This is a genomic window from Geomicrobium sp. JCM 19038 (assembly GCF_000698125.1).
Lineage (GTDB): Bacteria > Bacillota > Bacilli > Bacillales > Marinococcaceae > Geomicrobium_A.
Window position 1 is genome coordinate 64,256 of the sequence record NZ_BAXA01000001.1, and the last position, 23,460, is coordinate 87,715.

Below are 23,460 nucleotides of genomic sequence, written 5' to 3' on the forward strand. Positions count from 1 at the left end.
TACCGCGAATAGATGCTTCGTCTTTTGGGACGGGGCTTTTCTGTGTTTACAAAACGATTGGAGGTCATATCAATGAAATCTTTAACATCTGCTGAAGTACGCCAAATGTTTATTGACTTTTTTAAGGAAAAAGGACACGACGTTGAACCGAGTGCATCACTCGTTCCTCACGAAGATCCATCGCTTTTATGGATAAATAGTGGTGTAGCAACACTTAAGAAATATTTTGATGGACGAGTGGTCCCTGAGAACCCTCGAATTGTAAATGCACAAAAATCAATTCGTACGAATGACATTGAAAATGTCGGAAAGACGGCAAGACATCATACGTTTTTTGAAATGCTCGGGAATTTTTCAATTGGAGAGTACTTTAAGAAAGAAGCGATTGAGTGGGCTTGGGAGTTTCTAACGAGTGAGAAGTGGATTGGTTTTGACCCTGAAAAACTTAGTGTTACGGTCCATCCTGAGGACATGGAAGCTTATGATTATTGGAAAATAAATATTAAACTCCCTGAAGAGAGAATCATTCGCTTAGAAGAGAACTTCTGGGACATTGGTGAAGGACCAAGTGGTCCGAACTCTGAAATCTTTTATGATCGTGGACCTGCTTATGGCGATGACGAAAGTGACCCAGAGCTATATCCGGGTGGAGAAAATGAACGTTACCTAGAAATTTGGAACCTCGTATTTTCTCAGTTTAATCACAACCCTGATGACACGTACACACCACTTCCGAACCAGAATATCGATACGGGAATGGGTCTAGAGCGAATGGTTTCGGTGATTCAGGATACGAAGACAAACTTTGAAACCGATTTGTTTATGCCAATCATTAAAGAAACTGAGAAAATATCTGGGAAGAATTATGGGAATGATGAGTTGGACGACACAGCATTTAAAGTGATCGCTGACCACGCCCGTACGGTTTCGTTTGCCATTGGCGATCGGGCACTGCCTTCAAATGAAGGAAGAGGCTATGTTCTTCGTAGGTTATTGCGCCGCGCTGTTCGTTACGCTCAAGCGATTGGTATCGATGAGCCATTCATGTACCGCCTCGTTCCAATCATCGGTGACATTATGAAGTCTTACTATCCTGATGTGAAAGAAAACGAAGCTTTCATTCAAAAAGTCATTAAGAATGAAGAAGAGCGTTTTCATGAAACGTTAGCAGAAGGTCTTGCGCTTTTAAACGATGTTATTGAAACGGCGAAGGCTAAAGGTGCTAACCAAATTGATGGACGAGACGTATTTAAACTTTATGATACGTACGGTTTCCCGGTCGATTTAACCGAAGAGTACGTTGAAGAAGCAGGCTTTTTAATTGACATGGATGGGTTTAATGAAGAAATGAAAGCCCAGCGTGCGCGTGCACGTGCTGCTCGTAAAGAAGACGGTTCAATGCAAAGTCAAAATGAAACGCTACGAACGCTTACAAAAACGAGTACGTTTGTCGGTTATGACGAAACAAAAGTTTCAGCCAATGTCATTGCGATTGTCCAAGGGGAAGAATCAAAAGAAGTCATTGAGGCTGGAGAACGTGCAATCGTCTTATTCGACCAAACACCGTTTTATGCTGAGAGTGGTGGACAAGTTGCTGATACTGGAATTATTTCTGGTGACAATTTTGAAGCGACTGTCGAAAATGTATTGCGTGCTCCAAATGGACAACCGATGCACGAGGTGACGGTAACGAGCGGAACGTTGCAACTTGATCAAACAGTGACGGCATCGATTAACGATAAGGCACGTGCAAAAACAGAGAAAAACCACAGTGCGACACACTTGTTGCATCAGGCGTTAAAGGATGTACTAGGTGAACATGTCAACCAAGCAGGATCTTACGTTGGTCCTGACCGTTTGCGGTTTGATTTCTCGCATTTCGGGTCTGTTACAGCTGAAGAATTATCAGAGATTGAGCAAATTGTTAACAACAAGATTGCAGACAATATCACTGTTGTAACTGAGCAAACAAGCATTGAAGACGCAAAAGAAAAAGGTGCAATGGCTCTGTTCGGTGAGAAATATGGTAGTGTCGTTCGTGTTGTTCACATTGGCGATTATAGTATTGAGCTTTGTGGAGGTTGCCACGTTCAAAACTCTTCAGAAATTGGATTGTTAAAGATCGTTACTGAAACAGGGATCGGTGCTGGTGTTCGAAGATAGAAGCGGTAACAGGTACGGGAGCTTACGTCTATATGAACGAGCAACTTTCGTTGTTAGACGAAGCAAAAGAAGCATTAAAAGTAAAAACAACAAAAGATGTGCCTAGAAGAATCGTTCAATTAAACGATGAGTTAAAAACGAAAGATCGTGAGATTGAATCGTTAACCGATAAACTTGGCAACATGGATGCATTAAAGATTTTAGATGATAAGCAAGATGTAGACGGTGTTCCAGTCGTGGCTGCAATTGTTGAAGATCGTGATATGGATGCGCTTCGTTCAATCGCAGATGAATTGAAACAAAAACTAGATTCTGGAATTGTCGTTTTAGGTACGAGTAAAAATGGGAAAGTTAACTTAGTCACAACCGTAAGTAAAGACCTTATTCAAGCAGGTTACAAAGCAGGAGAGATCGTTAAAGAGACAGCGAAACTTTGTGGCGGTGGCGGCGGTGGCCGACCAGATATGGCACAAGCAGGTGGAAAAAACCCTGAAAAACTACAATCAGCGATTGAAGCTGTGCCTAGTATCGTGCGTTCCATTTCATAAATCTTGTAAATCATGTACAATAGGGTCAAGTTATGTTGGAAAATCGAGAAACGAGGTGGCCTTCTATGAGCTCGAAGGATAACACAGTCAAGTTTAATGTCCAAGATGAACAGGCGGAAGTAAACGTACAAGAAATATTATTTAACGTTTATAATGCGTTGGAAGAAAAAGGATACAACCCTATCAACCAAATTGTCGGATATTTACTATCGGGTGATCCAGCGTATATTCCTAGGCATAATGATGCCCGCTCATTAATTCGCCGCCTCGAACGAGATGAGCTTATTGAGGAGCTTGTGAGACATTATTTGAAAGGTACCGATTAAACCGAATGAGAACAATGGCTTTTGATATTGGAGATAAGCGAATTGGTGTTGCCGTTAGTGATTTACTCGGACTAACGGCACAAGGACTCGACACAATTCAAGTTCGGTCCATAAACTCTTCATTAGATGAGATGGAGCAACTCATTCATGATAATGAAGTGACAACGGTTGTGGTCGGTTATCCGAAGAACATGGATGGTACGATTGGTCCTCGTGCCGAAAAATCAATAAGGTACAAAGAAGCTCTAGAAGAGCGACTAAATGTTACGGTGAAGCTGTGGGACGAACGTTTGACAACAATGTCTGCACAACGTACTCTCTTAGAAGCAGACGTTAGTCGCTCTAAACGAAAAAAAGTCGTAGATAAAATAGCGGCTGTCCTTATACTTCAAGGATTTTTAGACAATACTGCACACAAAACAAGCCTTTAAAGGATAAAAGGAGTAATTATCATGTTAGAAGAAAATGAGCGTATCGTATTACCAGACCCGGATGGTGAAGGGGAACATGTATTTGAAGTTATGTTCACGTTTGAAGTCGATGATAGCGAAAAGCAATACGTTGTCGTAACGCCTGTCGTCGAAGACGATCAGGAAGAAGATGAAGAAGTTGAGATTTTCGCATTTGAATACGAAGAAAGTGCTGAGGATCCGGAAGGATATACGTTGCACCAAATTGAGTCTGATGAAGAGTGGGAAATGGTTGAAGAAATGATCAACACACTTCTAGAAGACGATGAAACGTTGCTTGTTGATGGTGAAGCCGAAGACAAGGAATAATGAACGGATCGTCCCGGCCCAGGAATTTTTCTGGGACCGGGATTTCTGTTCGTATTGCAGTAGAACTATAGAAGCTTAGGTGGGGGAGGGGACCCTCTTGACAGAAGAATCGAAGGAACCAGTAGATGAGGTGTCAAGGCAGGTGGAGACTGCGCGTAAAGTACGTAAAATCGTAGTTATTGCATTAATTTCTATTGTTTTACTCGTAGCAGTCGTAATTTTATCGGGATATGTTTATTTGCAATCAGCCGTCTCAGCGATGGATGAAGAGGACGAGTCGACGGTAGAAGTTGAGATACCGATCGGATCATCAACAATGGGGATTGGCCAGATTCTTGAAGAAGAAGGCTTAATTACGAACGCAACTTTTTTTAGATATTACGCTCGTTATCAGAACTATTCTGGATTTCAAGCAGGGAATTATGAGTTAAACCGCGCCATGGATCTTGAAGAGATTATGACGTCACTTCAAGACGGGGTATATATGGAAGAGTACGCGTTTACGTTTGTGATTCCAGAAGGACTCCAGTTAGAACAAATTGGTGAACGAATTGCTGCCGAAACGGATTACGATGAAGAAGAAGTTTTAGACGTATTAATGGATGAAGACTTTAGCGAACAGTTAATGGAAGAATATCCGTTATTAACTGAAGAAGTGCAAGACGATGATGTGCGTTATGCGTTGGAAGGTTATTTGTTTCCTGCATCGTATGACTTTCTAAGTGAAGATACACCGGTCGAAGAGATCATTGAAGCGATGGTCGCTCGGATGGCTCAAATTTATGAAACAATTGTACAAGACTATAGTGAGGAAGAAGGAATTGAAGGTCCAGCTGCTGAATTAAGTGTTCATGAAGTTTTGACACTGGCTTCAATTATTGAAAGAGAAGCGGCAACTGCAGAAGACCGGAGGTTGATTTCAGGAGTTCTTCATAATCGCTTAGAAGAGGGTATGCGTCTAGAAGTCGATCCAACCGTTGCTTATGCGATTGGTGAACATCGTTACATGACGAGTTACGACGATCTAGAGACAGACAATCCTTACAATACGTATCGTTTTAGTGGTTTGCCTCCAGGACCGATTGCCAGTCCTGGTGAGGACTCTATTCGAGCGGTATTTGAGCCTACTGACAGTGAGTATTTGTTCTTCTATGCACGTTTTGGTGGAGAGGTCATTTACTCAGAAACGTATGAAGAGCATAATGAAGTACACCAACAATACCGTGATGAATGGATTGAAGGTCAAGCTGATGATGAGGAAGACGACGAATGACGATGGATCGGTTACAATCGTATTTACACGAAGTTCATCCCCGTTTAAACGAGGATGAACTTCTACAAGAAATGGAACAACATGCTTTTGAACACCACGTTCCCATTATTGATTTAGAAAGTGCTCGTTTTTTACAACAGCTTATCGCATTAAAGGGTGTTACACGGATTCTAGAATTAGGGTCTGCGATAGGTTATTCAGCAATTACGATGGCACATGCGACTGCTCAAGCACAGTAACGACATTTGAGCGAGATGAAACCCGCATACAAGATGCACGTGCATTCCTTCAAAAAAGCGTTACAAAAGATCAGATTCAACTTATTGAAGGAGATGCTTTTGAGCGGATTGAAGAATTACAAGGCTCCTATGATTTTTTGTTTGTGGATGCATCAAAAGGTCATAACATACGCTTTGTAGAAACGTTCTCGCCGTATTTAAAGCCAGGTGGTCTGATGGTTGTCGACAACGTCTTGTTTAAAGGGTGGACGTATGAACCGTCAGAGGCTCCGAAACGACTACAACCACTCGCCAAAAAAATGGCGTCGTTTAACGAATGGTTACTCAAGCACTCACAGTTTAAGACGACAATTCACCCGATCGGTGATGGTATGGCAGTCGCAATTAAACAGTAAGTATGTATTTTTATTACTGATTAATGGTAAATTATTGCAAAGCAATTGTATTTTCGTAATAGAATGCGTATGATGAAATTCATATAAAATAAGAGAAGAGTCACGTTCTTCTTAAAGATTTAGAGGAGTGAAAGGCATGGCAGAGGATAAGAAGTATTATATGACAGAAGAAGGTTTACAAAAGTTAGAAGAAGAACTTGAGCACCTTAAGACGACGAGACGTCAAGAAGTTGTCGAACGTATTAAATTGGCACGTGATTTTGGCGATTTATCGGAGAACTCCGAGTATGATACAGCCAAAGAAGACCAAGCTTTATCGAAGGTAGAATTAACCAAATTGAGAATATGATTCGCAACTCTGTCATCATTGAAGACGATGGCAACAACGATGAGGTAAGTCTAGGAAAGTCTGTAACGTTTAAAGAACTTCCTGATGGTGATGAAGAAGTGTATACGATCGTAGGGAGCGCAGAATCCGATCCTTTAGAAGGAAAGATTTCGAACGACTCACCGATGGCACAAAGCCTTCTCGGTAAGCGTGTTGGCGATGTAGCGAACGTATCGACGCCTGGTGGCGACATGGAAGTCGAGATTATTAACATCCAATAGTTGAAATTCCGACAAATGGCTCTATCATCTGATTGACAAATCCTTTATAGTAGAAGAGAACATGAATTGCTTTTCTTAATCAAAGAAACATTGTAATGAAGGTGATTGCTCAATGGATGAACAAAACGAGTACCGTAGTAGTCGAAACGATTTAAGAAAGAAACGTACGATGAACCGGATTATGAACGTATCAATCGGTGTAGTTGTTGTCCTTATTGGCTTTTTCATGTATCATTTGCTCTTTTCTAGTAGCGACGAAGTCGCAGACGAAGAAGAACCAGCACCTGAACAGATTGAAACCGACGATGAGGTTGATGAGAACGACGATGCAATAGAAGAGAGTGACTCTGAAGAGGAGCTTTCTGAAGAAGAGTTAACAGAGCCGATCGAAGAAGATGAGGTTAATGAAGACGGTGAAGGCAATGATGGTGACAACGATGCACCGCTTGGACCTCCTGAAGATGGCAACTTTGAACCAGTAGGCACAGAACAAGAATCGCTTGATTTTACGTTTACTGAGGGTACACAAAACCGTTATGAAATGATGCGTGCCATTGAGTATGCAACAGGAATTCCTGAATCAGATTGGGATTACCTCGATCGAATTGAGAATAATGGTGGCGTTGGTCAAGCTCTCGGTCGTATTTTCTATGAAGGGGTTCAATATGAGATTGAAATGGAATGGGTTGAAGGTGAAGGTTGGATGCCGTTGAACGTTTCAATCGGATAATAGAGATGCCTGGAATTGCTCATACAATTCCAGGCAATTTTAAGGTATACATACATGTTCTTACTAAGAGAGGATGGAAAGTGTGAAAATCGGTATTATTGGAGCTATGGAAGAAGAAGTTCGTACAATCGCCGCGAATTTAGAGAATCGTAAGGAACAAGAAATTGCTGGTTGTTATTTTTATGAGGGTAATTTATACGGCAAAGAAGTTATTCTTATGCAATCAGGAATCGGAAAGGTAAACGCTGCCATCGGTACGACATTGATGATTGAGTTGTATAAGCCTGATGTTGTCGTGAACAGTGGGGTTGCTGGTGGGTTGGATCGCACGATGAGTGTTGGCGATTTAGTGATTTCGACAGAAGTTCGTTACAATGACGTTGATGCGACAGTCTTTGGATACGAGTTCGGCCAAGTGCCAGCCATGCCAGCTGCTTATAAGGCAGATGAGAAGACGCACGAAGCGGTTCTTGCTGCTGCAAAGAAAAACCGAATTGACGTGAAATCAGGCCTCGTCTTATCTGGAGATTCGTTTATGAATGATGAAGAGCGAATTGCGATGATTAAAGAAGCGTTTCCTGATGCATTATGTACGGAGATGGAAGCAGGGGCTATTGCACAAGTGGCGCATCGTTTCGGGTGTCCATTCCTCATTATCCGCGCTTTAAGTGACATCGCAGGGGACGAGGCAATTCACTCGTATGAATCGTTCTTAGATACGACGGCCAAAATTTCTGCAGACCTTGTACAAACGATCATTCAAGATTTGCAATAATTACCTGCTAAAACGCGACTCTTTGCATGCTAGAATGATAGTGACATGCAAGGAGGGCTAATCGATGAAGCAAACGGATCGTAAAACAGTTCGAATTAAAGACTATCAACGATTTGCGATGATTTTTCTGATGCTTGCATTGTTTTTATCGGTTGGGTTTTTGTTGCCTGAACCGTCAGAGCAAATGCGAACGTTGCCAGGAATAACCTTATGGATGACTGCACTCATAGGAGCAATACTTTGTATGGTCGTGAGCCATCGCTTTCAAAGCCAATTAGATAAAGAAAATCAGCAATAAAGATATATTCTTATACATTAAGACCTAATCCATTTACGTGGGTTAGGTCTTACGTTATTTTCAAGAAGTGTTGAAGAATTCGAGCGGTTAACCCCCAAATATGTCGACCTTCATATTCATAAAAAAGTTCCGGTATGGATGATTTACGAAATTGATAGTCTCGTCCGCCGGCGATTTTTTCGTAAGGGAAGTCGTCCGGTGGATCAGGTGTAATTGGAATGATAATTTGATCTGGATGTTGATTTCGAAGGCTTGCAATTGGAACTGTGAACAATTCTGCCACTTCTTCGTTAGGGGCTAACGTGACATCATCAATCATAAACACGTGGGGATAGACCACAATTCCGTATGCGGTTAACCATCGGTCTAATTCGCCGATATGTGCGGCTTTCGCTCTTGGGATACCTGTTTCTTCACTTAGCTCACGCACGGCCGCTTCACGTGACGTTAAATCTGACAGCTCCATCTTTCCTCCAGGAAAACAGATGTCTCCAGGTTGTTGGCGCATTTTTTGGCTACGAACTTGGAAGAGAAGATTAGGCTCACCATTCATGTGCATAATCGGCAAGGCAACCGCAAACTTACGTGCGGTGTCTTCTCCAATAACACCAGGTAGGCGCTTTCGAAGTGCATTGTAATTGATCATTTCGTCCACTAAAGTCAGCCCTTTCATCGGAATAGTTCTGCAAGAAAGTCGTGCAAATAAAGACGATGCGTCATGCAACATGCATGCGCACCGTACTTCTATGTTATGCGTTTTATACGTATTTTTCAAACCACATGATGATTTCTTCAAGTCTTTTTTTACGTAACGTAGGAGGACCACTACGACTTAATTCGTGATTGGCGTTAGGGAAGCGAACAAATTCCGTTTCCTTACCGAGATGTTTAAGCGTAATAAACCATTGCTCGGCTTGTTCAATTGGACAGCGATAATCAAGTTCTCCGTGTAAGATCAGAAGCGGTGTTTCCACGTCTTTAGCAAACTTTAACGGTGAATGATTCCACAGTTTTTCTGGATCTTCATGTAAGTGAGCACCAATTTCCCACTCTGTAAAGTAAAATCCGATATCACTAACACCGTAGAAGCTAAGCCAGTTCGAGATTGAGCGCTGAGTAACGGCTGCTTTAAAGCGATTCGTCTTCGTGACAATCCAGTTCGTCATAAAGCCACCATAGCTTCCTCCTGTAACGCCGAGGCGGTCGACATCAATCCAATCGACGGATTCAATCGTTTGATCGACAGCAGACATAATGTCCCGGTAGTCATCACCACCGTAATCTCCTCGTACAAGATCAACAAAGGTTTGGCCATAGCCATAACTTCCTCGAGGGTTCGTATACAATACACCGTATCCTTTTCCTGCAAGAGCTTGTAACTCATGAAAAAAGGCATATCCGTACATCGCATGCGGGCCACCGTGGATTTCTGTAATGAGTGGGTATTTTTCTCCTTCTTTGAAATCATATGGCTTTAAAAGCCAGCCTTCAATGGTTGTTCCATCATGGGCAGTAAAGGAGAGTGTGGTCGGTTCTATAAGCTTTACATCTTCTAGTAATGATTGATTAATCTCAGTTAATCGCTTTGGTGCTTCTTCACTGAGAAGGTAATAATCACCTGGTTCAGTTGGAAAACTAATACCTGCAATGACTTCGTCTTGTACGTGATTGTAATGAAAATCAAAGACGTGAGCATCTTCTAAAAATACGGGTTGCAACGATTGATTTAAGTCGATCGTGTATAGCCCAGTTCGACCGTTACTACTCGCTGTAATGTACAGAGTGTCGTTTGTTTTCCATAGAAAGCCTGGGCTACTGCTGCCGCTATTAAAATCAGAAATCATACTATCTGGAAACTGCATGTCATAGTCTTTTGTCAGATTTATGGTATTGCCATCTTTAACGACATATAATTCGTTTTGAGTCGCACCTGCATGCGTTTTTGTATTGCCGACGTAAGCAAACGATTGCCCATCTTGTGACCACGCAGGGAGGCCGTAGGTTCCTTTTCCGTCTGTCACTTGTTTGCTCTTATGTGTCTCTAAATCAAGCTGATAGACGTCACTAACGAGCTCATAGTCGCTGTAACGATTGGCAGTGTAGCTAATGACGTTTCCGTTTGGGTGCCAGCTACTTGCATTGCGGTCGTAATCTTCTTTCGTTAGTTGCGTAGTTTCTCTCGTATCAATGGTGTATAAGAACAATTGCAGAACCGTATCATCATGAAAGCCTTTTGCATCGGATTTGTATTTTAGTCTTGTTACGCGAAGAGGTTCTTTTGCCTTCTTTTCCTGTGCTTCTTTTTTTCTCTTCTCGTGTGCGTTCGCCTTCGTTATAGACGATTGTGCCTGTAGCGACAGGTGCACTAAATAAAAGCTGTTGACCGTCGGGAGACCAAATTGGTGCACCAGCACCGTGACGTAAAAAGGTTAATTGTTGAGGCTCCCCACCTGTTGTCGGCATCATCCACAGCTGGGACGTACCACTACGATTTGATAGGAAAACGACAGATTTTCCATCTGGTGAGTAATGAGGGTTATGATCTTTTACATCACCAAATGTCCACGCATGGCTAATCGCTTGTTCTTGCAATTGTCCAACGTATAAATGACTATTGTAAGACTCTTGTTCGTTAACAGAGGTTTGTACATATATGTATTGATTGCCATCTGGATGAATTTGGATGTCAGAAATACGTTTTAATTCTGACAAATCATTAATCGTAAGTGCTCGCTTTTCCATTTATCATGTCCCCTTCAAAAATAAAGTCAATTCACACTAGTTCTCATTTTAAAAGAAGAGATGTCTCATGACAACGGTTATTTAGAAAGTCGAAATAAAATTTTCGTTCATTTACACGAAAAACTCTTCACATCGATTTGTTCGTGCTCGAATATCCTCCAGTCGTGATTGCATAAGTTTATACACGATAGGTCGAGGAGGCAGAGGATGAATTCATATTGTAATGAAGTTTTATTACACGATATTTCATTAGAACATCAGATGCGTTCACAGGTGGATATAGAGACGCTAGTTGAAAGCATTCAGCTAACAGGGATTGTAACACCATTAATCGTTGAAAAAGCAAGTGAACATGATTATATCCTCATAGATGGTCATCGCCGTTACGAAGCATTGCAGCTGCTCGGAATAACGAGCGTCCAATGCTTAATCTATCCAATCACAAGTGCAGGAAATCGATTGTTACGCCAGTTACTGCTTGGCCTCAATTCAAAGTCGCTAACGAAAAACACGATGATTCAATTGATTGTCAATTGGTTAGATGCGGCTCAAGAAGAAAAGGACGCTCAGTTGAAGAGGTTGTATTTAACGAACAAGGTGAAAGGCAAACCGTCCGATCAATGGATCCGCAATTTGAACGTACATCAAGATTTGAAGAATTTCCTGATCCATAATTACCGAGAAAACAAAATTGAAGTTGAAACATTGCAAGTCGTTGCGACAGTCAGTGCGTTACCAGGATTTCGTGAGCTCGATAATCGCGTGAAATTGAAAGTCGTCGAAATTCTTGTGAATGAATTCTAACGCATACGATTTCTTAAGGACTTAATGATATTGTAAAGAGGATATGTAAATAATTACAAAATACCCATTAAAAGAGAATGGTTTAAGGGGCGGTCTATTTTAGGAGTAACCGCAATGTTTACCACCGTTCAATTTCGTGGTCAACACCAACACCAGAACCGCCAATACCATCTATTTGTGGGAAGGTGTACGTGGCGAATCAGTTCGGTAGATCAGTTAGTGTTATGGATACAGTTACGGGTCAGGTGATGACAACGATTGACTTGAATGGGATTCCTCTATATTGGTTATGATTCCAATACAAACTGAATTTTTGTCTCTTTAGCATGTATCATTGAACTCGTCATTATTGATCCTGACACACATACAATTACGGATCAAATTCAGGTAAATGTAACAACACTTAGCGAGGTACTATTTAATTCGAGTTTATATTTTTATTATGTTGTGTCTCCAGGAAATAATGAAATTTTCGTTTATGATGGAACGACGTTTGAGGAAGTTGGGCGAGTTAATGTAGCAGTTCCTGTCTCTTTAGCGATTGATAATAACATGGGTCTAGTTTATGCGCCAGCTACCCGGTCAACTTATGTGTCTGTGATAAACGGAAGTGCAGAAATTGCACAAATCGTTGTCGGGGCAGCTGGGAATGACCCAGTAGAAATTGCTTTAAATTCAACGACGAGACGCGCCTATGTATCGTTACGAGGAAATAACAGCATTGCCGTCATAGACACAGTTACGAATACAATTATTACAACGATCCCTTTGGGATTGATATTAATCCGGTTACGATTAAAGTGTATGTGACTTTAACGAATGGTGAGTTTGTCGAAACTGATTGGGTTACAAACACGGTCACGAATCGAATTCAGGTGAGTAATTATTCTAGATCAGTTGTCATTGACTATGAACGAAACATTGCCTATGTTGCAACATCGATGAAAATACTGTTCGACAATTGATCTAACAACATTTTCCGTAATTCAAACGACTGAAGTGGGTAGAGCGCCAAGGAGACTAGCGCTATATCATTACGAATGCTAGTAAAAACAGAGAGACACCGATCAGGAAAGGGGCTTTTTGTGATGAGGAGGTTTTATGTTTCCTCACAATACATCTCTGTACATGAGTGTATAAGTTCACACAATTTTACGTTTATCGAGGTATTTATGAAGTCGTAAAAACATCTTTCCCAAATGTGTCACCACCCAAGCTGTGTGTCGCATAGGATGAGTTGAGGTGACTTGGGGAGGGATTACTATGTCTGGAATTCTTGCAGGCGCTGCATTGCTTATTAAGCAATTGATGATGTTCGTATCGTACGTGAAGAATCACGCGTTCCCGCAGCCGCTTTCTAAAGAAGAAGAGAAAGAATGTCTTGAGAAGATGAAAGAAGGGGATGAAGAAGCCCGTAACAAGTTAATTGAACATAATTTACGACTAGTAGCGCACATCGTAAAGAAATTTGAAAGTACGAAAGAAGACACAGAAGACTTAATCTCCATTGGAACGATCGGACTGATAAAAGGAATTGAAAGCTATTCCCCGAACAAAGGGACGAAGCTTGCGACATATGCAGCACGTTGTATTGAGAATGAGATCCTCATGCACTTACGTTCGTTGAAAAAGGTACGTAAAGATGTTTCCATTAATGAACCCATCGGAGCGGATAAAGAAGGTAATGAATTAAGTTTACTCGAAATCCTTCAAGACGACGCCCCTGATGTTGTTGAAGCGCTGCAGCTTAAAATGGAGAAAAAACAAATTTATGAGTGTATACATGTATTAACCGATCGAGAAAAAGAAGTCGTCATAGGTAGGTTTGGTCTTGGGGAAGACGAGGAACGAACGCAAAGGGAGATTGCGAAGGATTTAGGCATATCAAGGAGCTATGTATCCCGAATTGAAAAACGAGCCTTATTAAAGCTATTCCAAGCGTTCTATAAGAAACAAAAGGGAGAGCAAGTCTAAAGAAAGAGAAAAGGACAGAGCCGAGTCATCGGCCTGTCCTTTTTTAACGCTATAAGTAAACTATTCGTTAACAGCGTCTTTAAGTTGCTTTCCTGGGCGGAATGCAGGGTTCTTAGTTGCTGGGATTTCAATCTCATCACCAGTTTGTGGGTTACGTCCCTTGCGAGAAGCACGCTCACGTACTTCAAAGCTTCCGAAACCAACTAGTTGAACTTTGTCACCAGTTTTAAGCGTGTCAGTAATGTTGTCGAATACTGCGTCTACAGCTTTTGAAGCTTCTTTTTTGGAAAGATCTGCGTGTTCTGCAACAGCATTGATCAAATCAGTCTTATTCATTGAAATAACTCCCTTTCATTACAGTTTAATCCGGGTACACTACAAATTTACTCATGAAACCTTGCTATGTCAAGTGTTCAAGGGATATTTAAGCCAATTGAAGTGATTAAAACCAGTATTGCCGAGTTTGAATCATTTCAATCGTATGCCCGATAACTCTCTAAATACTTATCGCGTAGAGATTTCTTCAGCCTTTGAATTGTCTCGCTCTGGCTTAAGTTCCTCCGGATAGCTATCGTGTAGTTCGTCGAATTGTGTGTTCTCCCATAATTCAACACCGATGCGGTGTGCGGACCTTGAAATAATCATTGCGGCAACAGGTGCCGTCAAAAAAACGAATAAAATCGTGAAAAAGAGTGAAAAGAGGAGCGTTCCTCTGCCCATAAACGTAATAAATGTTCCTATGATGATTAAGATTACACCGAGTGTAGCACTTTTTGTAGCTGCGTGCATACGCCCGTAAATGTCTTTGAGGCGTATGATCCCAAGCGAACCTATTAAGCTTAGTAGCAACCGCCAATGATGAATATACTAATGAGAATCTCGATCAATGACGACACCTCTTTCTAAGAATTTTGCAAGAGCTACGGAACCGATAAATGCTAGAATTCCGATAATCATCGTAACTTCTACATAGGCAGTTGAATCTTGTTGGATCATAATAATGCATATCAAACCAATTAAATTGAGACCAAATGAGTCAAGTGCAACAATTCGGTCTGAAGTTGTGGGACCGATTAACGCACGAATTAAACAAAGACCGATTGAGATGGACAAGATCACGAGACCAATATCCATAACTAGCTCAAACATCACTCGCCCACCTCCCTTATGGCACGTTCAAAACTATTCGTGATGTCGTCAATTACTTTCTGTCTGTCATCGACGTGCATGCTATGGATATATAGCGTCCTTGCATCGGATGAATAGTCCATTGTTAATGTTCCTGGAGTTAATGTGACGAGCATAGAGAGGACAGTAATTTCCCAATCATACTTTAACGTCGTTGGTACAGCTATAATTCCAGGCTTGATGTCTTTATTTAGCCGAGGATTTAGTACAATCTTGATCATGTCGTAATTAGCTGTGACGAGCTCTTTAATAAACAAGCCGACTAATTTAGTGAGTGCCCATACTTTTCTCATGTAGAAGGTTTGATTGAGTGCACCTCTTAAAAAGTATACAATGATCGCTCCAATTACAAAGCCGATGAGTAAATCGGAACTATGATAACTTTGTTGTAAAGAAGCCCAAAGTAGCATGATTAAGATGTTAATTAGAAATTGAAATCCCATATGATCTACTCTCCTAACACCGAAGTGATATAAATCGTTGGATCTAGAATCTCATCGGCAATTTCCGTTGTGAACTGTAAAACAGGTTCTGCACCAAAGCCAATGACGACTGTTAAGATGACGAGTGGAGCAACGGAGTAAAGGAGTTTACGTACTGAGACTTTTTGTCTTTCTTCATCGTGTTTTGCTTTGCCCCAATACACAAATTTCATGATTTTAATCATCGAATAGAGTGTGAGGAGACCGACAAAGAGTGCAACCGCAACTACGATATAATTTCCTTCCTCAAGACCACCTAACACGAGCGGGTATTTTGCAAAGAAACCAGCAAGAGGCGGAATGCCAGCAAGAGACATCGCTGCGATGAAGAACAACCAAGCGAGCCATGGGTGACTGGAAAGAATACCGCCCATCTTTTTCAAATCGGACGTTCCAGTTATTTTTTCAGTAACACCTGCAAATTGGAATAAAGCAGTTTTTACTATGCTGTGATGTGCAATGAAATAAATCGCACCGGCAATTGCAATCGGTGAAAAGATGCTAAAGCCCATCATAATATAGCCATACTGACTAATGCAGTGATATGCAAGAATGCTCTTATAGTTATAACTAGCAACGGCACCAAGAACTCCAAGGATCATTGTAAATGCAGCCATAACGAGAAGTACAGTGTGCGTAAAGTCAGGGTCGTGATTAAACACGACCGTGAACATACGGATGATCGCGTACAGTCCAACTTTCGTCAGCAAGCCGCCAAATAGTGCTGCAATCGCTGTTGGAGGTCCTGTATATGCTCGTGGTAGCCAGAAGTAAAGAGGGAACAAACCACCTTTAATACCGAATACAACGATAAAGAGAACGGCGATAACGTTAAGTATGTTATCTTGTCCAAGCTCAGCGACACGAACTCCGAGGTGTGCAAAGTTTAGCGTTCCAGTCGCTGCATAAATATAAGCGACTCCTGCAAGAAAGAGCATCGATGCAAACAAGTTAATGACAAAGTACTTAAATGTTTCTCGTAGCTGAAAGTTTGTTGAACCATGTGCCATCAAAATGTAAGAAGAGATGAGCATCACTTCAAAGAACACGAACAAGTTAAATAAGTCACCTGTCATGAAAGACCCGTTAATTCCTGTTAGTAGGAAAAAGAAAAACGGGTAGAAGAAATATCGAGATCGAATCGGGCTAATCGTTTTAAAAGCAAAGAACAACGTAGATGTTGCAACGATTGCTGATACGAGCAACATAAATGCTGCTAAGCGATCGATGACTAGGGGAATGCCATAAGGTGGCTGCCAGTCACCAAGCTCCATAACGAGCGTACCGTTTACAGCAACTGCAATAAATAAAGTTATACTGCCAATTAATAATGCAATCATCGTTATTCCACTAATGATCTTTTGTGCTTTTTCATTTTTAGAGAAAAAGATCAACACGGCACCCATGATGACAGGGATTAACAGTGGCAGGAGGACGAGATTAGTCATCGTTTGACCCCCTTAATTCGTCAAGGTTATCGGTTTTATGGAATTTATACGTACGATAGGCAATAGCAAGTGAAAACGAAGTCATACCGAAACTAATAACGATCGCTGTCAAAATTAATGCCTGAGGTAGTGGGTCGGTAAATGCTTGATCATAACGGTCAACAAGAGCTGGCATTCCTTGTTTTAACCCAGCCATCGTCAATAATAACAAGTGCGCTCCGTGAGAAAGAAGTAGCAGACCCATTACAACACGTATAATACTTTTAGATAATAATAGATAGGTTCCTACCATAAATAGAACCCAATGCTTATTGACATGAGTAGTTCCATATTATGTGTCCTCCGCTATCGCCAAAATAATGATTAGAGCAGAACCACCAACACCTAAATAGATTCCAAAGTCAAATAAAACTGCAGTAGTAAGCTCAAATTCTCCGAAAAAAGGTAATGTGAAATAATCAAAGAACTGGGTGAGATAAGGTTTACCGACGATCGTTCCTATCAGTCCTGTAAGCAAAGATATTAAGATACCTGCACCGATCCAATTTGCATAATTCATCGGTAGCATTTTATTGATTTTGCGTCGGTCAAAGGTGAGGTAGAGGAGTAAGATGCTTGTCGCGAGCATCAATCCTCCGATAAAACCACCACCGGGATCATTATGGCCTGCAAAGAATAAATAAATGGAAAGTGCAAGAATTAGAAATGCCGTTACACGAGTGACATGGATAAAAAGTAAATTATTTGTTTTCCATTTCATGCTCATAAATCTTCACCCTCCTTCATTCGAAGTTTTACGAGCGTTACTACAGCTAGTGCTGCTATACCAAGAACTAATAACTCAAGTACTGTATCAAGACCACGGTAGTCGACGAGAACGACGTTAACAACGTTGTAACCACCGGCAAGATCTGCAGAATTTTCGACTTGATAGTTTGAGATTGGAATTAAGTCATGTCCTTGCTGATAAGCGTTAGCGCCGAGAGCAACTGCAGTAACTGTAATACCAACAGCAACTGAAATTATTACTCTTGGGAATGCAAAGGTTGGTTTGTCTTTTTCTTTCCTGAGACCAGGAAGGTGGTAAAACGCAAGCATAAATAAAATGACAACGACAGTTTCAACGAGCAATTGAGTCATCGCAACGTCCGGAGCTCGGAAGATAACGAAAAACAAAGCAATATAGAAACCGACAAAGCGAGAACAGCAACAGCAGCAACACGTTGTTGGATAAATGGAATGGCTAATACAGATACGATAAAGAACAGCACTAAAATTGCTTCATAAACCGTAATTTCACTCATTCCTGCAAGATTGAGCCCGAAAGCATCAAACTTAAACATTGTGTACATGACAAGAAAGATTAAAAATACAGAGATAAAGGATAGGTAGTCCCGTAATCTTCCGGTCATTTGTAGCTTTGTAACGCCTGTTGAACTTGACACAAGCCCTTTTAATCCATAGTCATAGAGACCGTTGACTGGATCGCGCTCTCGCTGATAAATAGAAAGGTTCTGCCATTTTCTCATCGTGGCATACAACAGTGAACCTAGAACAACAACGGCAATCGTCATAAACAGTTCAAGTTCCCATCCGTGCCAATGGTAAATGTCAACATTAAATGCTGGATGATCTTGAGGGACACCTTGCATAATTGATGCGATAGCTGGTTCTAATAACACTGGTGAAATGATATTTGGGAAGATCCCAACGATCACTACAATGGTTACGAGAATAATTGGACTGATAAGCATCCCGATTGGTGCTTCATGAACGTGCTTTGAGAAGTTCTCGGGTTTAAATTTGCCACCAAACGTACGGAAAACGAATATGGCACAATATAAGAATGTAAATATACTCGCGACCCACCCGACGATAGGGAACCAAATGGCTGCACTTTCAATCGAGAAGATGCTGTACTCGGTCACATCGGTGAGTGCCATAAAGAATTTTTCTTTACTTAGAAAACCATTAAAAGGTGGCAATCCAGCCATTGAAGCCGCACCAATTACAGAAATCGTGAACGTCGCAGGCATGATCGTCATAAGCCCGCCGAGCTTTCGGATGTCTCTTGTACCGGTTTCATGGTCAACGATTCCAGCGGCCATAAAGAGGCTACCTTTAAATGTTGCATGGTTAAAGAGATGGAAGACGGCAGCTAATACTGCACCAGTGTAGATTTCATTAGGAACATCAAAATAAAGTGCTGCAGACCCGATGCCTAGTAAACTCATGATCATTCCGAGCTGACTGATCGTAGAGAAGGCGAGTATGCTTTTAAGATCTTTCTGACGAACGGCCGATAGTGAACCGTACAATAACGTAATCAAACCGAAGCTAGATAGAATCCAGAACCATTCTGCTGTTCCACCGAAAAATGGTGTAAACCGCGCAACGAGGTAGATTCCTGCTTTTACCATCGTGGCTGAATGTAAGTACGCACTAACGGGTGTCGGCGCTTCCATGGCGTCAGGTAGCCAAATATGGAATGGAAACTGTGCAGACTTCGTAAATGCTCCTACGAGAATTAAAATCATTGCAGCCAAGAAATACGGATGGTTAACTGCTGTATCCGCTTGAGCAATCATCTCTTGAATACTAAGTGTACCGGTAATAATGGATAGCAAAGCAATACCACCGAGCATTGTGAAGCCACCAAAAACCGTAATAAGTGTAGATTTTTGTGCGCCTTCAATTGATGCTTCGCGTTTATACCAATAACTAATGAGAAGCATTGAAGAAAGACTCGTGATCTCCCAGAAAACATATAAAACGAGGATGTTATCACTTAAAACAACCCCGAGCATTGCACCCATGAATAATAGGAGATATACATAAAAGTTATGTAATGCCTCTCGTTTCTTATTAAGGTAGTAAATGGAATAAAGAACGACTAAAAAGCCGATTCCGGTTATTAAGAGAGCAAATAAAAGCCCCCATCCATCTATAAAAACGGAAAAGTCCATTCCGAGCGTTGGGACCCATGAAATAGAATGATAATAGTAGTTGCCATTCATTACATCAGAAATGAATGTTAAAAAGTATCCAAACAACACGAGAGGAACAACAAATACGAACCAACCCGTGTGAACGGAGCGTAACCATTTGTAGAGCAGTGGGATGAAAATCGCTGCAACAAATGGTAGAAGTACTGCGAAAAGCGTTAGCGACATGGACTCCGCCCCTCCTTATTCATCATAAGATAACTAATTATTAGCTTGCGCCAATTTAAAAAAAGTATAACCTATGCTCTACCTCCCTTGCATTAGTAAACATTCGCTTTCTATCTGTGCCATTAAATAGGAACAAAACGATTCACTTTCGTGGATTTAGTTCTAATTTCCTATAATGGGTATATTTCCAGCATTATACAAGTAGAAAGCAATCGAATTAAAAATAAGTAGTGCACCTTGTGCACTACTCAAGAAGGTATACCCCTATTATCTTCAATTCAAACTAATGGTTAAGAGCGGGTGTAAGCGATCGCCGTTCTACTTCAGAACGAATAATTGCGATAAAGTCATCACTTAGCCTTAAATAGAGTGCCTTTTCATATGCTTCAAGTAACATTTCATCTGAAAGGTTTCGCATCGTTAAGCCGCGATGAGCGGGTACACCTCCTCTTACATCATTGCCTCTCTTATAATCTATTATGATCCTATCACGAACCGTGAAAGCGAACAACTTCACGGTTATCCACATAATAGAGTGGATAACATGTGTGTAGAATGTTGAAATTGTAGTTTATCCCTTATAAATATTAGCGAGAATAAGTGGATAACATTATCCACAGATTTCAGAATGCAAGAATTGTCGAAAAGTAATTCTAGTTTTTCTTAAAAGTTGAGCGAAAGAGACGGTAAAGATTGAAATAACAAGGGAAAGGCGGTATACTTTCAGTTTAGTGATAACGTTGAGGAGGCGCTCTATTGTTAGGTTTTATGGTTCCTGATCAGTTTGCGGAAAGCATTTATGACATAGATTTTGAAGAGTTAAAACAACAAGGCATTAAAGGGGTTATTACAGACCTTGATAACACGCTTGTCGAATGGGATCGAGCGGATGCAACGCCAGAGCTTCTTGAATGGATCGAAATGGTACAAAGTGAAGGCTTTAAGATCACGATTGTATCGAACAACAAGAAAAAGCGAGTCGGTACATTCTCTGAACCGACGGGTGTTTCTTGGATTCACTCCGCAAAAAAGCCATTAACACGAGCTTTTCGCCGTGCTACAAAAGAAATGAATTTGACGAAAGATCAAGTCGTTGTCGTTGGAGATCAATTGCTTACTGATGTATTTGGTGGAAATCGGGGAGGCTATCATACAATTCTCGTTGTCCCAGTATCAAAGACAGACGGTTGGTTTACAAAAGCAAATCGAAGAGTAGAACGTATGGTCATGAAGCGACTTGAAAAACACAAAGAATAAAGGAGTTTTTACTTTTGAACCAGCAAATCATCTGTTCTGGATGCGGGATTCCAGTTCAAACGAAAGACAGTGACAATCCGGGGTACGCTCCTAAAGCGGCATTAGAACGGGACGTTATTGTGTGCCAGCGTTGTTATCGGCTTACCCACTATAATGAAGTGCCTGACGTTCCACTTACGGACAAAGACTTTGATAAGCTTCTAGATGATGTATCAAAAAGTGATGCATTAGTTGTAATGATTGTCGATCTCTTTGATGTTGAAGGTAGCTGGATGATGAAACGTAAAGACCTTAATCATTTACCGTTAGTGATCGTTGGCAACAAATTCGACTTGCTTCCACATTCTGTAAATGAGAATAAAATCAAGTTGTGGCTTAAGAAGGAAGCGATGAAGCGAGGGTATAAACCTGAGAAGATCGACTTGATGAGTGCGAATAAAAAGGCTGACGTTATGCGTATTGCAGCTATGATTGATCAAGTTCGTAATGGGAAAGATGTTTATATCATCGGCAGTGCAAACGTAGGAAAGTCAACGTTTATTAACCAAATTATCCGTGCGTTTGATGGGGATGAAGATCAGTTGATTACAACGTCGATTTATCCAGGTACGACACTTGCGTTCATTGACTTACCACTGGATGACGGAAGCAAAATGTACGATACGCCAGGCATCATTAACCCAAATCAAATGTACCGTTCTATTCCTCAAAAAGAAATGAAGTTGCTACAACCGAAACGTGAAATTAAACCGATTGTGTTTCAATTGAAAGAAGAACAAACACTGTTTATTGGTAGTTTAGCAAGGTTTGATTTCGTGTCAGGTGAGGCGAATCATTTCGTTTGTTACTTCCCGGAGAAATTCACACCTCATCGAACGAAATTGTCACAAGCAGATGATTTGTATGCACGTCATAAAGGTGAAACAATCCTTTCACCCCCTTCTAAGGAAGCATTAGAAGAAGTACCACCTTTAAAAGCAGAGACATTTACGATTGCCCACGACAAAACAGATATCGTCATTCCTGGTCTTGGCTGGGTAACTGTTGGTCATAAAGGAGCTGTCGTTACCGTTCATGCACCTGAGAATATTAAGGTTACCTTAAGAGAAGCAATCATTTAAGGAGGATCATATGGACAATTATGCAGTAATCGGAAAACCGATTCATCATTCCATGTCGCCATTTCTACACAATGCCCATTTTGAACAACAAAACGATGCTGCATATTATACGGCCTATGAAGTGGACTTGAGTGAGTTAGAACAAACGGTTGCAGCCTTCAAGACGTTAAAGGTTCGAGGCTGGAATGTCACGGTTCCACATAAAATCGCGATTATGCCTTTTTTAGACGAGTTAAGTGAAGAAGCGGCTCGAATCGGTGCAGTGAACACCGTCGTTCAAGTTGATGGAAAGCTGATTGGATACAATACCGATTCAAGGGGGTACCTAAACGCCCTCCTCTCCATGACTGGAGAGTCGTTAAAAGAGATGAATGTGCTCGTTGTCGGAGCGGGTGGTGCCTCGCGGGCGGTCGTTTACGGACTCCTGGATTATGGTGTTACAAAGCTTTCAGTGACAAACCGTACCGCCTTAAAGATTGAAGAGATGCAGCGTGACTTTATTGAAGTAGGAACGGTAAACAGCTTAAAGTTAGAAGAAGCCAATGAATGTCTTGAGCAGTTTGATCTTGTCATTAATACAACGTCAATCGGTTTAAACGGAGAAGACTTGCATTTTTTATCATCGAACAAGTTAAAAGAAGGCGTGTATTTAAGCGATTTAATTTATAATCCTGAAGTGACAACTTGGCTGAGTACGAACAAACATAAAGCACGTGCGATTCAAAACGGACTCGGGATGTTTGTTGAGCAAGCGGCACTTGCCTATGAATATTGGACAGGCAAACGTGCAGATCGACCTGTTATGGAAAACTTAGTAAAAAGAAAGCTGGGAATTGAACATGAAGTTAACAAATAAGCAGTTAAAATACCTTGCGGAGAAGCGAATGCATTGAAGCCGATCTTTCAAGTCGGCAAAGCAGGAGTGAATCCGAATCTTATTGACCAAGTAAAAGATGCTCTTGAAGTAAGGGAATTAATTAAAGTTAGTGTGTTGCAAAACTGCCCTGAAGACAAATCTGTTGTCGCTACGAAAGTATCGGAGAGAAGTGGAGCAGCGCTCGTACAAGTGATTGGGTATACGATTGTGCTCTACAAACCTTCAAAAGAGAACAAGCAAATTCAGTTACCGCAATAAG

28 protein-coding genes and 4 pseudogenes are annotated in these 23,460 nt (G+C 41.2%); 19 read left to right on the forward strand and 13 right to left on the reverse strand.

The genetic code is table 11. The features are described 5' to 3' along the window. Nucleotides 1-72: 72 nt before the first annotated feature. From alaS to JCM19038_RS00365, 11 genes and pseudogenes are all read left to right on the forward strand, one after another. A pseudogene (gene alaS, locus JCM19038_RS00320) lies at nucleotides 73-2,711 on the forward strand (alanine--tRNA ligase). A gap of 65 nt (nucleotides 2,712-2,776) precedes the next feature. After that, on the forward strand, nucleotides 2,777-3,037 hold the full coding sequence (locus JCM19038_RS00325) for an IreB family regulatory phosphoprotein (protein WP_042359446.1): 261 nt from the start codon (nucleotides 2,777-2,779) through the stop codon (nucleotides 3,035-3,037). Nucleotides 3,038-3,042: 5 nt separating this feature from the next. Then, nucleotides 3,043-3,468 carry a Holliday junction resolvase RuvX gene (gene ruvX, locus JCM19038_RS00330; RefSeq protein ID WP_042413405.1) on the forward strand — a complete coding sequence of 142 codons (426 nt, stop codon included), beginning with the start codon at nucleotides 3,043-3,045 and terminating at the stop codon, nucleotides 3,466-3,468. A gap of 21 nt (nucleotides 3,469-3,489) precedes the next feature. Beyond that, complete coding sequence (locus tag JCM19038_RS00335) at nucleotides 3,490-3,816, forward strand: DUF1292 domain-containing protein (RefSeq protein ID WP_239575558.1); 327 nt, start codon at nucleotides 3,490-3,492, stop codon at nucleotides 3,814-3,816. 97 nt (nucleotides 3,817-3,913) lie between these two features. Beyond that, nucleotides 3,914-5,089, forward strand: coding sequence for an endolytic transglycosylase MltG (gene mltG, locus JCM19038_RS00340; RefSeq protein WP_042413407.1), 1,176 nt, complete (start codon nucleotides 3,914-3,916; stop codon nucleotides 5,087-5,089). Beyond that, entirely contained in the window at nucleotides 5,086-5,328 is a 243-nt protein-coding gene (locus JCM19038_RS24140; protein WP_052360851.1) for a hypothetical protein, read from the forward strand. The genes mltG and JCM19038_RS24140 overlap by 4 nt, the downstream gene beginning before the upstream one ends. Nucleotides 5,329-5,354: 26 nt before the next feature. Then, a complete protein-coding gene (locus tag JCM19038_RS21460) occupies nucleotides 5,355-5,723 on the forward strand; it encodes an O-methyltransferase (RefSeq protein ID WP_255343329.1) in 369 nt (122 codons plus the stop codon). A gap of 136 nt (nucleotides 5,724-5,859) precedes the next feature. Beyond that, nucleotides 5,860-6,332: pseudogene (greA, locus tag JCM19038_RS00350) on the forward strand (transcription elongation factor GreA). Between the two features lie 112 nt (nucleotides 6,333-6,444). Continuing rightward, nucleotides 6,445-7,062 (forward strand): YrrS family protein, encoded by a 618-nt coding sequence (locus JCM19038_RS00355; protein ID WP_042413409.1) that lies wholly within the window; start codon nucleotides 6,445-6,447, stop codon nucleotides 7,060-7,062. A gap of 73 nt (nucleotides 7,063-7,135) precedes the next feature. After that, a complete protein-coding gene (gene mtnN / locus JCM19038_RS00360; RefSeq protein WP_239575557.1) occupies nucleotides 7,136-7,837 on the forward strand; it encodes a 5'-methylthioadenosine/S-adenosylhomocysteine nucleosidase in 702 nt (233 codons plus the stop codon). A gap of 64 nt (nucleotides 7,838-7,901) precedes the next feature. Continuing rightward, a complete protein-coding gene (locus tag JCM19038_RS00365) occupies nucleotides 7,902-8,135 on the forward strand; it encodes a YrhC family protein (RefSeq protein WP_042413410.1) in 234 nt (77 codons plus the stop codon). Nucleotides 8,136-8,184: 49 nt separating this feature from the next. On the opposite strand, the gene JCM19038_RS00370 is transcribed toward JCM19038_RS00365, so the two are convergent. The 3 genes from JCM19038_RS00370 to JCM19038_RS23190 form a co-directional block, all read right to left on the reverse strand. Beyond that, a complete protein-coding gene (locus JCM19038_RS00370) occupies nucleotides 8,185-8,781 on the reverse strand; it encodes a CoA pyrophosphatase (RefSeq protein WP_042414235.1) in 597 nt (198 codons plus the stop codon). Nucleotides 8,782-8,893: 112 nt separating this feature from the next. Beyond that, a complete protein-coding gene (locus tag JCM19038_RS00375; RefSeq protein WP_238554231.1) occupies nucleotides 8,894-10,339 on the reverse strand; it encodes a S9 family peptidase in 1,446 nt (481 codons plus the stop codon). Between the two features lie 16 nt (nucleotides 10,340-10,355). After that, on the reverse strand, nucleotides 10,356-10,877 hold the full coding sequence (locus JCM19038_RS23190; protein WP_238554232.1) for a hypothetical protein: 522 nt from the start codon (nucleotides 10,875-10,877) through the stop codon (nucleotides 10,356-10,358). 207 nt (nucleotides 10,878-11,084) lie between these two features. Between JCM19038_RS23190 and JCM19038_RS00380 the strand changes: the two genes are divergently transcribed. From JCM19038_RS00380 to sigK, 4 genes are all read left to right on the forward strand, one after another. Then, nucleotides 11,085-11,681 carry a ParB/Srx family N-terminal domain-containing protein gene (locus JCM19038_RS00380; RefSeq protein ID WP_042413411.1) on the forward strand — a complete coding sequence of 199 codons (597 nt, stop codon included), beginning with the start codon at nucleotides 11,085-11,087 and terminating at the stop codon, nucleotides 11,679-11,681. A gap of 191 nt (nucleotides 11,682-11,872) precedes the next feature. Further along, nucleotides 11,873-11,974, forward strand: coding sequence for a hypothetical protein (locus tag JCM19038_RS25265; protein WP_193745003.1), 102 nt, complete (start codon nucleotides 11,873-11,875; stop codon nucleotides 11,972-11,974). 154 nt (nucleotides 11,975-12,128) lie between these two features. Next, the gene (locus JCM19038_RS00385) at nucleotides 12,129-12,491 is read left to right on the forward strand and encodes a YncE family protein (protein ID WP_042413413.1); all 363 of its coding nucleotides are present in this window, start codon (nucleotides 12,129-12,131) and stop codon (nucleotides 12,489-12,491) included. A 453-nt stretch (nucleotides 12,492-12,944) separates the two neighbouring features. Continuing rightward, a complete protein-coding gene (sigK, locus tag JCM19038_RS00390; RefSeq protein WP_042413415.1) occupies nucleotides 12,945-13,655 on the forward strand; it encodes an RNA polymerase sporulation sigma factor SigK in 711 nt (236 codons plus the stop codon). Between the two features lie 60 nt (nucleotides 13,656-13,715). On the opposite strand, the gene JCM19038_RS00395 is transcribed toward sigK, so the two are convergent. From JCM19038_RS00395 to JCM19038_RS21465, 10 genes and pseudogenes are all read right to left on the reverse strand, one after another. Next, on the reverse strand, nucleotides 13,716-13,991 hold the full coding sequence (locus tag JCM19038_RS00395; RefSeq protein WP_042359455.1) for an HU family DNA-binding protein: 276 nt from the start codon (nucleotides 13,989-13,991) through the stop codon (nucleotides 13,716-13,718). 168 nt (nucleotides 13,992-14,159) lie between these two features. Further along, nucleotides 14,160-14,504, reverse strand: coding sequence for a monovalent cation/H(+) antiporter subunit G (mnhG, locus tag JCM19038_RS00400; RefSeq protein ID WP_307189917.1), 345 nt, complete (start codon nucleotides 14,502-14,504; stop codon nucleotides 14,160-14,162). Nucleotides 14,505-14,522: 18 nt separating this feature from the next. After that, nucleotides 14,523-14,804: a Na(+)/H(+) antiporter subunit F1 gene (locus JCM19038_RS00405; protein WP_042359456.1), complete on the reverse strand. Its 282-nt coding sequence runs from the start codon at nucleotides 14,802-14,804 to the stop codon at nucleotides 14,523-14,525. Further along, entirely contained in the window at nucleotides 14,804-15,286 is a 483-nt protein-coding gene (locus tag JCM19038_RS00410; RefSeq protein ID WP_042413417.1) for a Na+/H+ antiporter subunit E, read from the reverse strand. Before JCM19038_RS00410 ends, JCM19038_RS00405 begins: the two co-directional genes overlap by 1 nt. A gap of 5 nt (nucleotides 15,287-15,291) precedes the next feature. Next, nucleotides 15,292-16,773: a Na+/H+ antiporter subunit D gene (locus JCM19038_RS00415; RefSeq protein WP_042413419.1), complete on the reverse strand. Its 1,482-nt coding sequence runs from the start codon at nucleotides 16,771-16,773 to the stop codon at nucleotides 15,292-15,294. Beyond that, nucleotides 16,766-17,103 (reverse strand): annotated as a pseudogene (locus tag JCM19038_RS00420) (Na(+)/H(+) antiporter subunit C). Before JCM19038_RS00420 ends, JCM19038_RS00415 begins: the two are co-directional and overlap by 8 nt. Nucleotide 17,104: 1 nt before the next feature. Further along, the gene (locus tag JCM19038_RS00425) at nucleotides 17,105-17,539 is read right to left on the reverse strand and encodes a Na(+)/H(+) antiporter subunit B (protein WP_307189918.1); all 435 of its coding nucleotides are present in this window, start codon (nucleotides 17,537-17,539) and stop codon (nucleotides 17,105-17,107) included. Further along, nucleotides 17,536-17,913, reverse strand: a complete 378-nt coding sequence (mbhE, locus tag JCM19038_RS25270) for a hydrogen gas-evolving membrane-bound hydrogenase subunit E (protein ID WP_373902125.1) — start codon at nucleotides 17,911-17,913, stop codon at nucleotides 17,536-17,538. The genes JCM19038_RS00425 and mbhE overlap by 4 nt, the downstream gene beginning before the upstream one ends. Continuing rightward, nucleotides 17,910-19,946, reverse strand: coding sequence for a monovalent cation:proton antiporter subunit A (locus JCM19038_RS00430; protein WP_373902127.1), 2,037 nt, complete (start codon nucleotides 19,944-19,946; stop codon nucleotides 17,910-17,912). Before JCM19038_RS00430 ends, mbhE begins: the two co-directional genes overlap by 4 nt. A gap of 283 nt (nucleotides 19,947-20,229) precedes the next feature. Beyond that, entirely contained in the window at nucleotides 20,230-20,364 is a 135-nt protein-coding gene (locus JCM19038_RS21465; RefSeq protein WP_081831501.1) for a sporulation histidine kinase inhibitor Sda, read from the reverse strand. Between the two features lie 338 nt (nucleotides 20,365-20,702). Between JCM19038_RS21465 and JCM19038_RS00435 the strand changes: the two genes are divergently transcribed. From JCM19038_RS00435 to yhbY, 4 genes and pseudogenes are all read left to right on the forward strand, one after another. Beyond that, nucleotides 20,703-21,203, forward strand: coding sequence for a YqeG family HAD IIIA-type phosphatase (locus JCM19038_RS00435; RefSeq protein WP_042413422.1), 501 nt, complete (start codon nucleotides 20,703-20,705; stop codon nucleotides 21,201-21,203). A gap of 14 nt (nucleotides 21,204-21,217) precedes the next feature. Next, complete coding sequence (gene yqeH, locus JCM19038_RS00440) at nucleotides 21,218-22,324, forward strand: ribosome biogenesis GTPase YqeH (protein ID WP_042413425.1); 1,107 nt, start codon at nucleotides 21,218-21,220, stop codon at nucleotides 22,322-22,324. A gap of 10 nt (nucleotides 22,325-22,334) precedes the next feature. After that, nucleotides 22,335-23,180, forward strand: coding sequence for a shikimate dehydrogenase (gene aroE, locus JCM19038_RS00445; protein WP_042413427.1), 846 nt, complete (start codon nucleotides 22,335-22,337; stop codon nucleotides 23,178-23,180). Then, nucleotides 23,164-23,459 (forward strand): annotated as a pseudogene (yhbY, locus tag JCM19038_RS00450) (ribosome assembly RNA-binding protein YhbY). The gene aroE and the pseudogene yhbY overlap by 17 nt, the downstream one beginning before the upstream one ends. The last annotated feature ends 1 nt before the right edge of the window (nucleotide 23,460 follow it).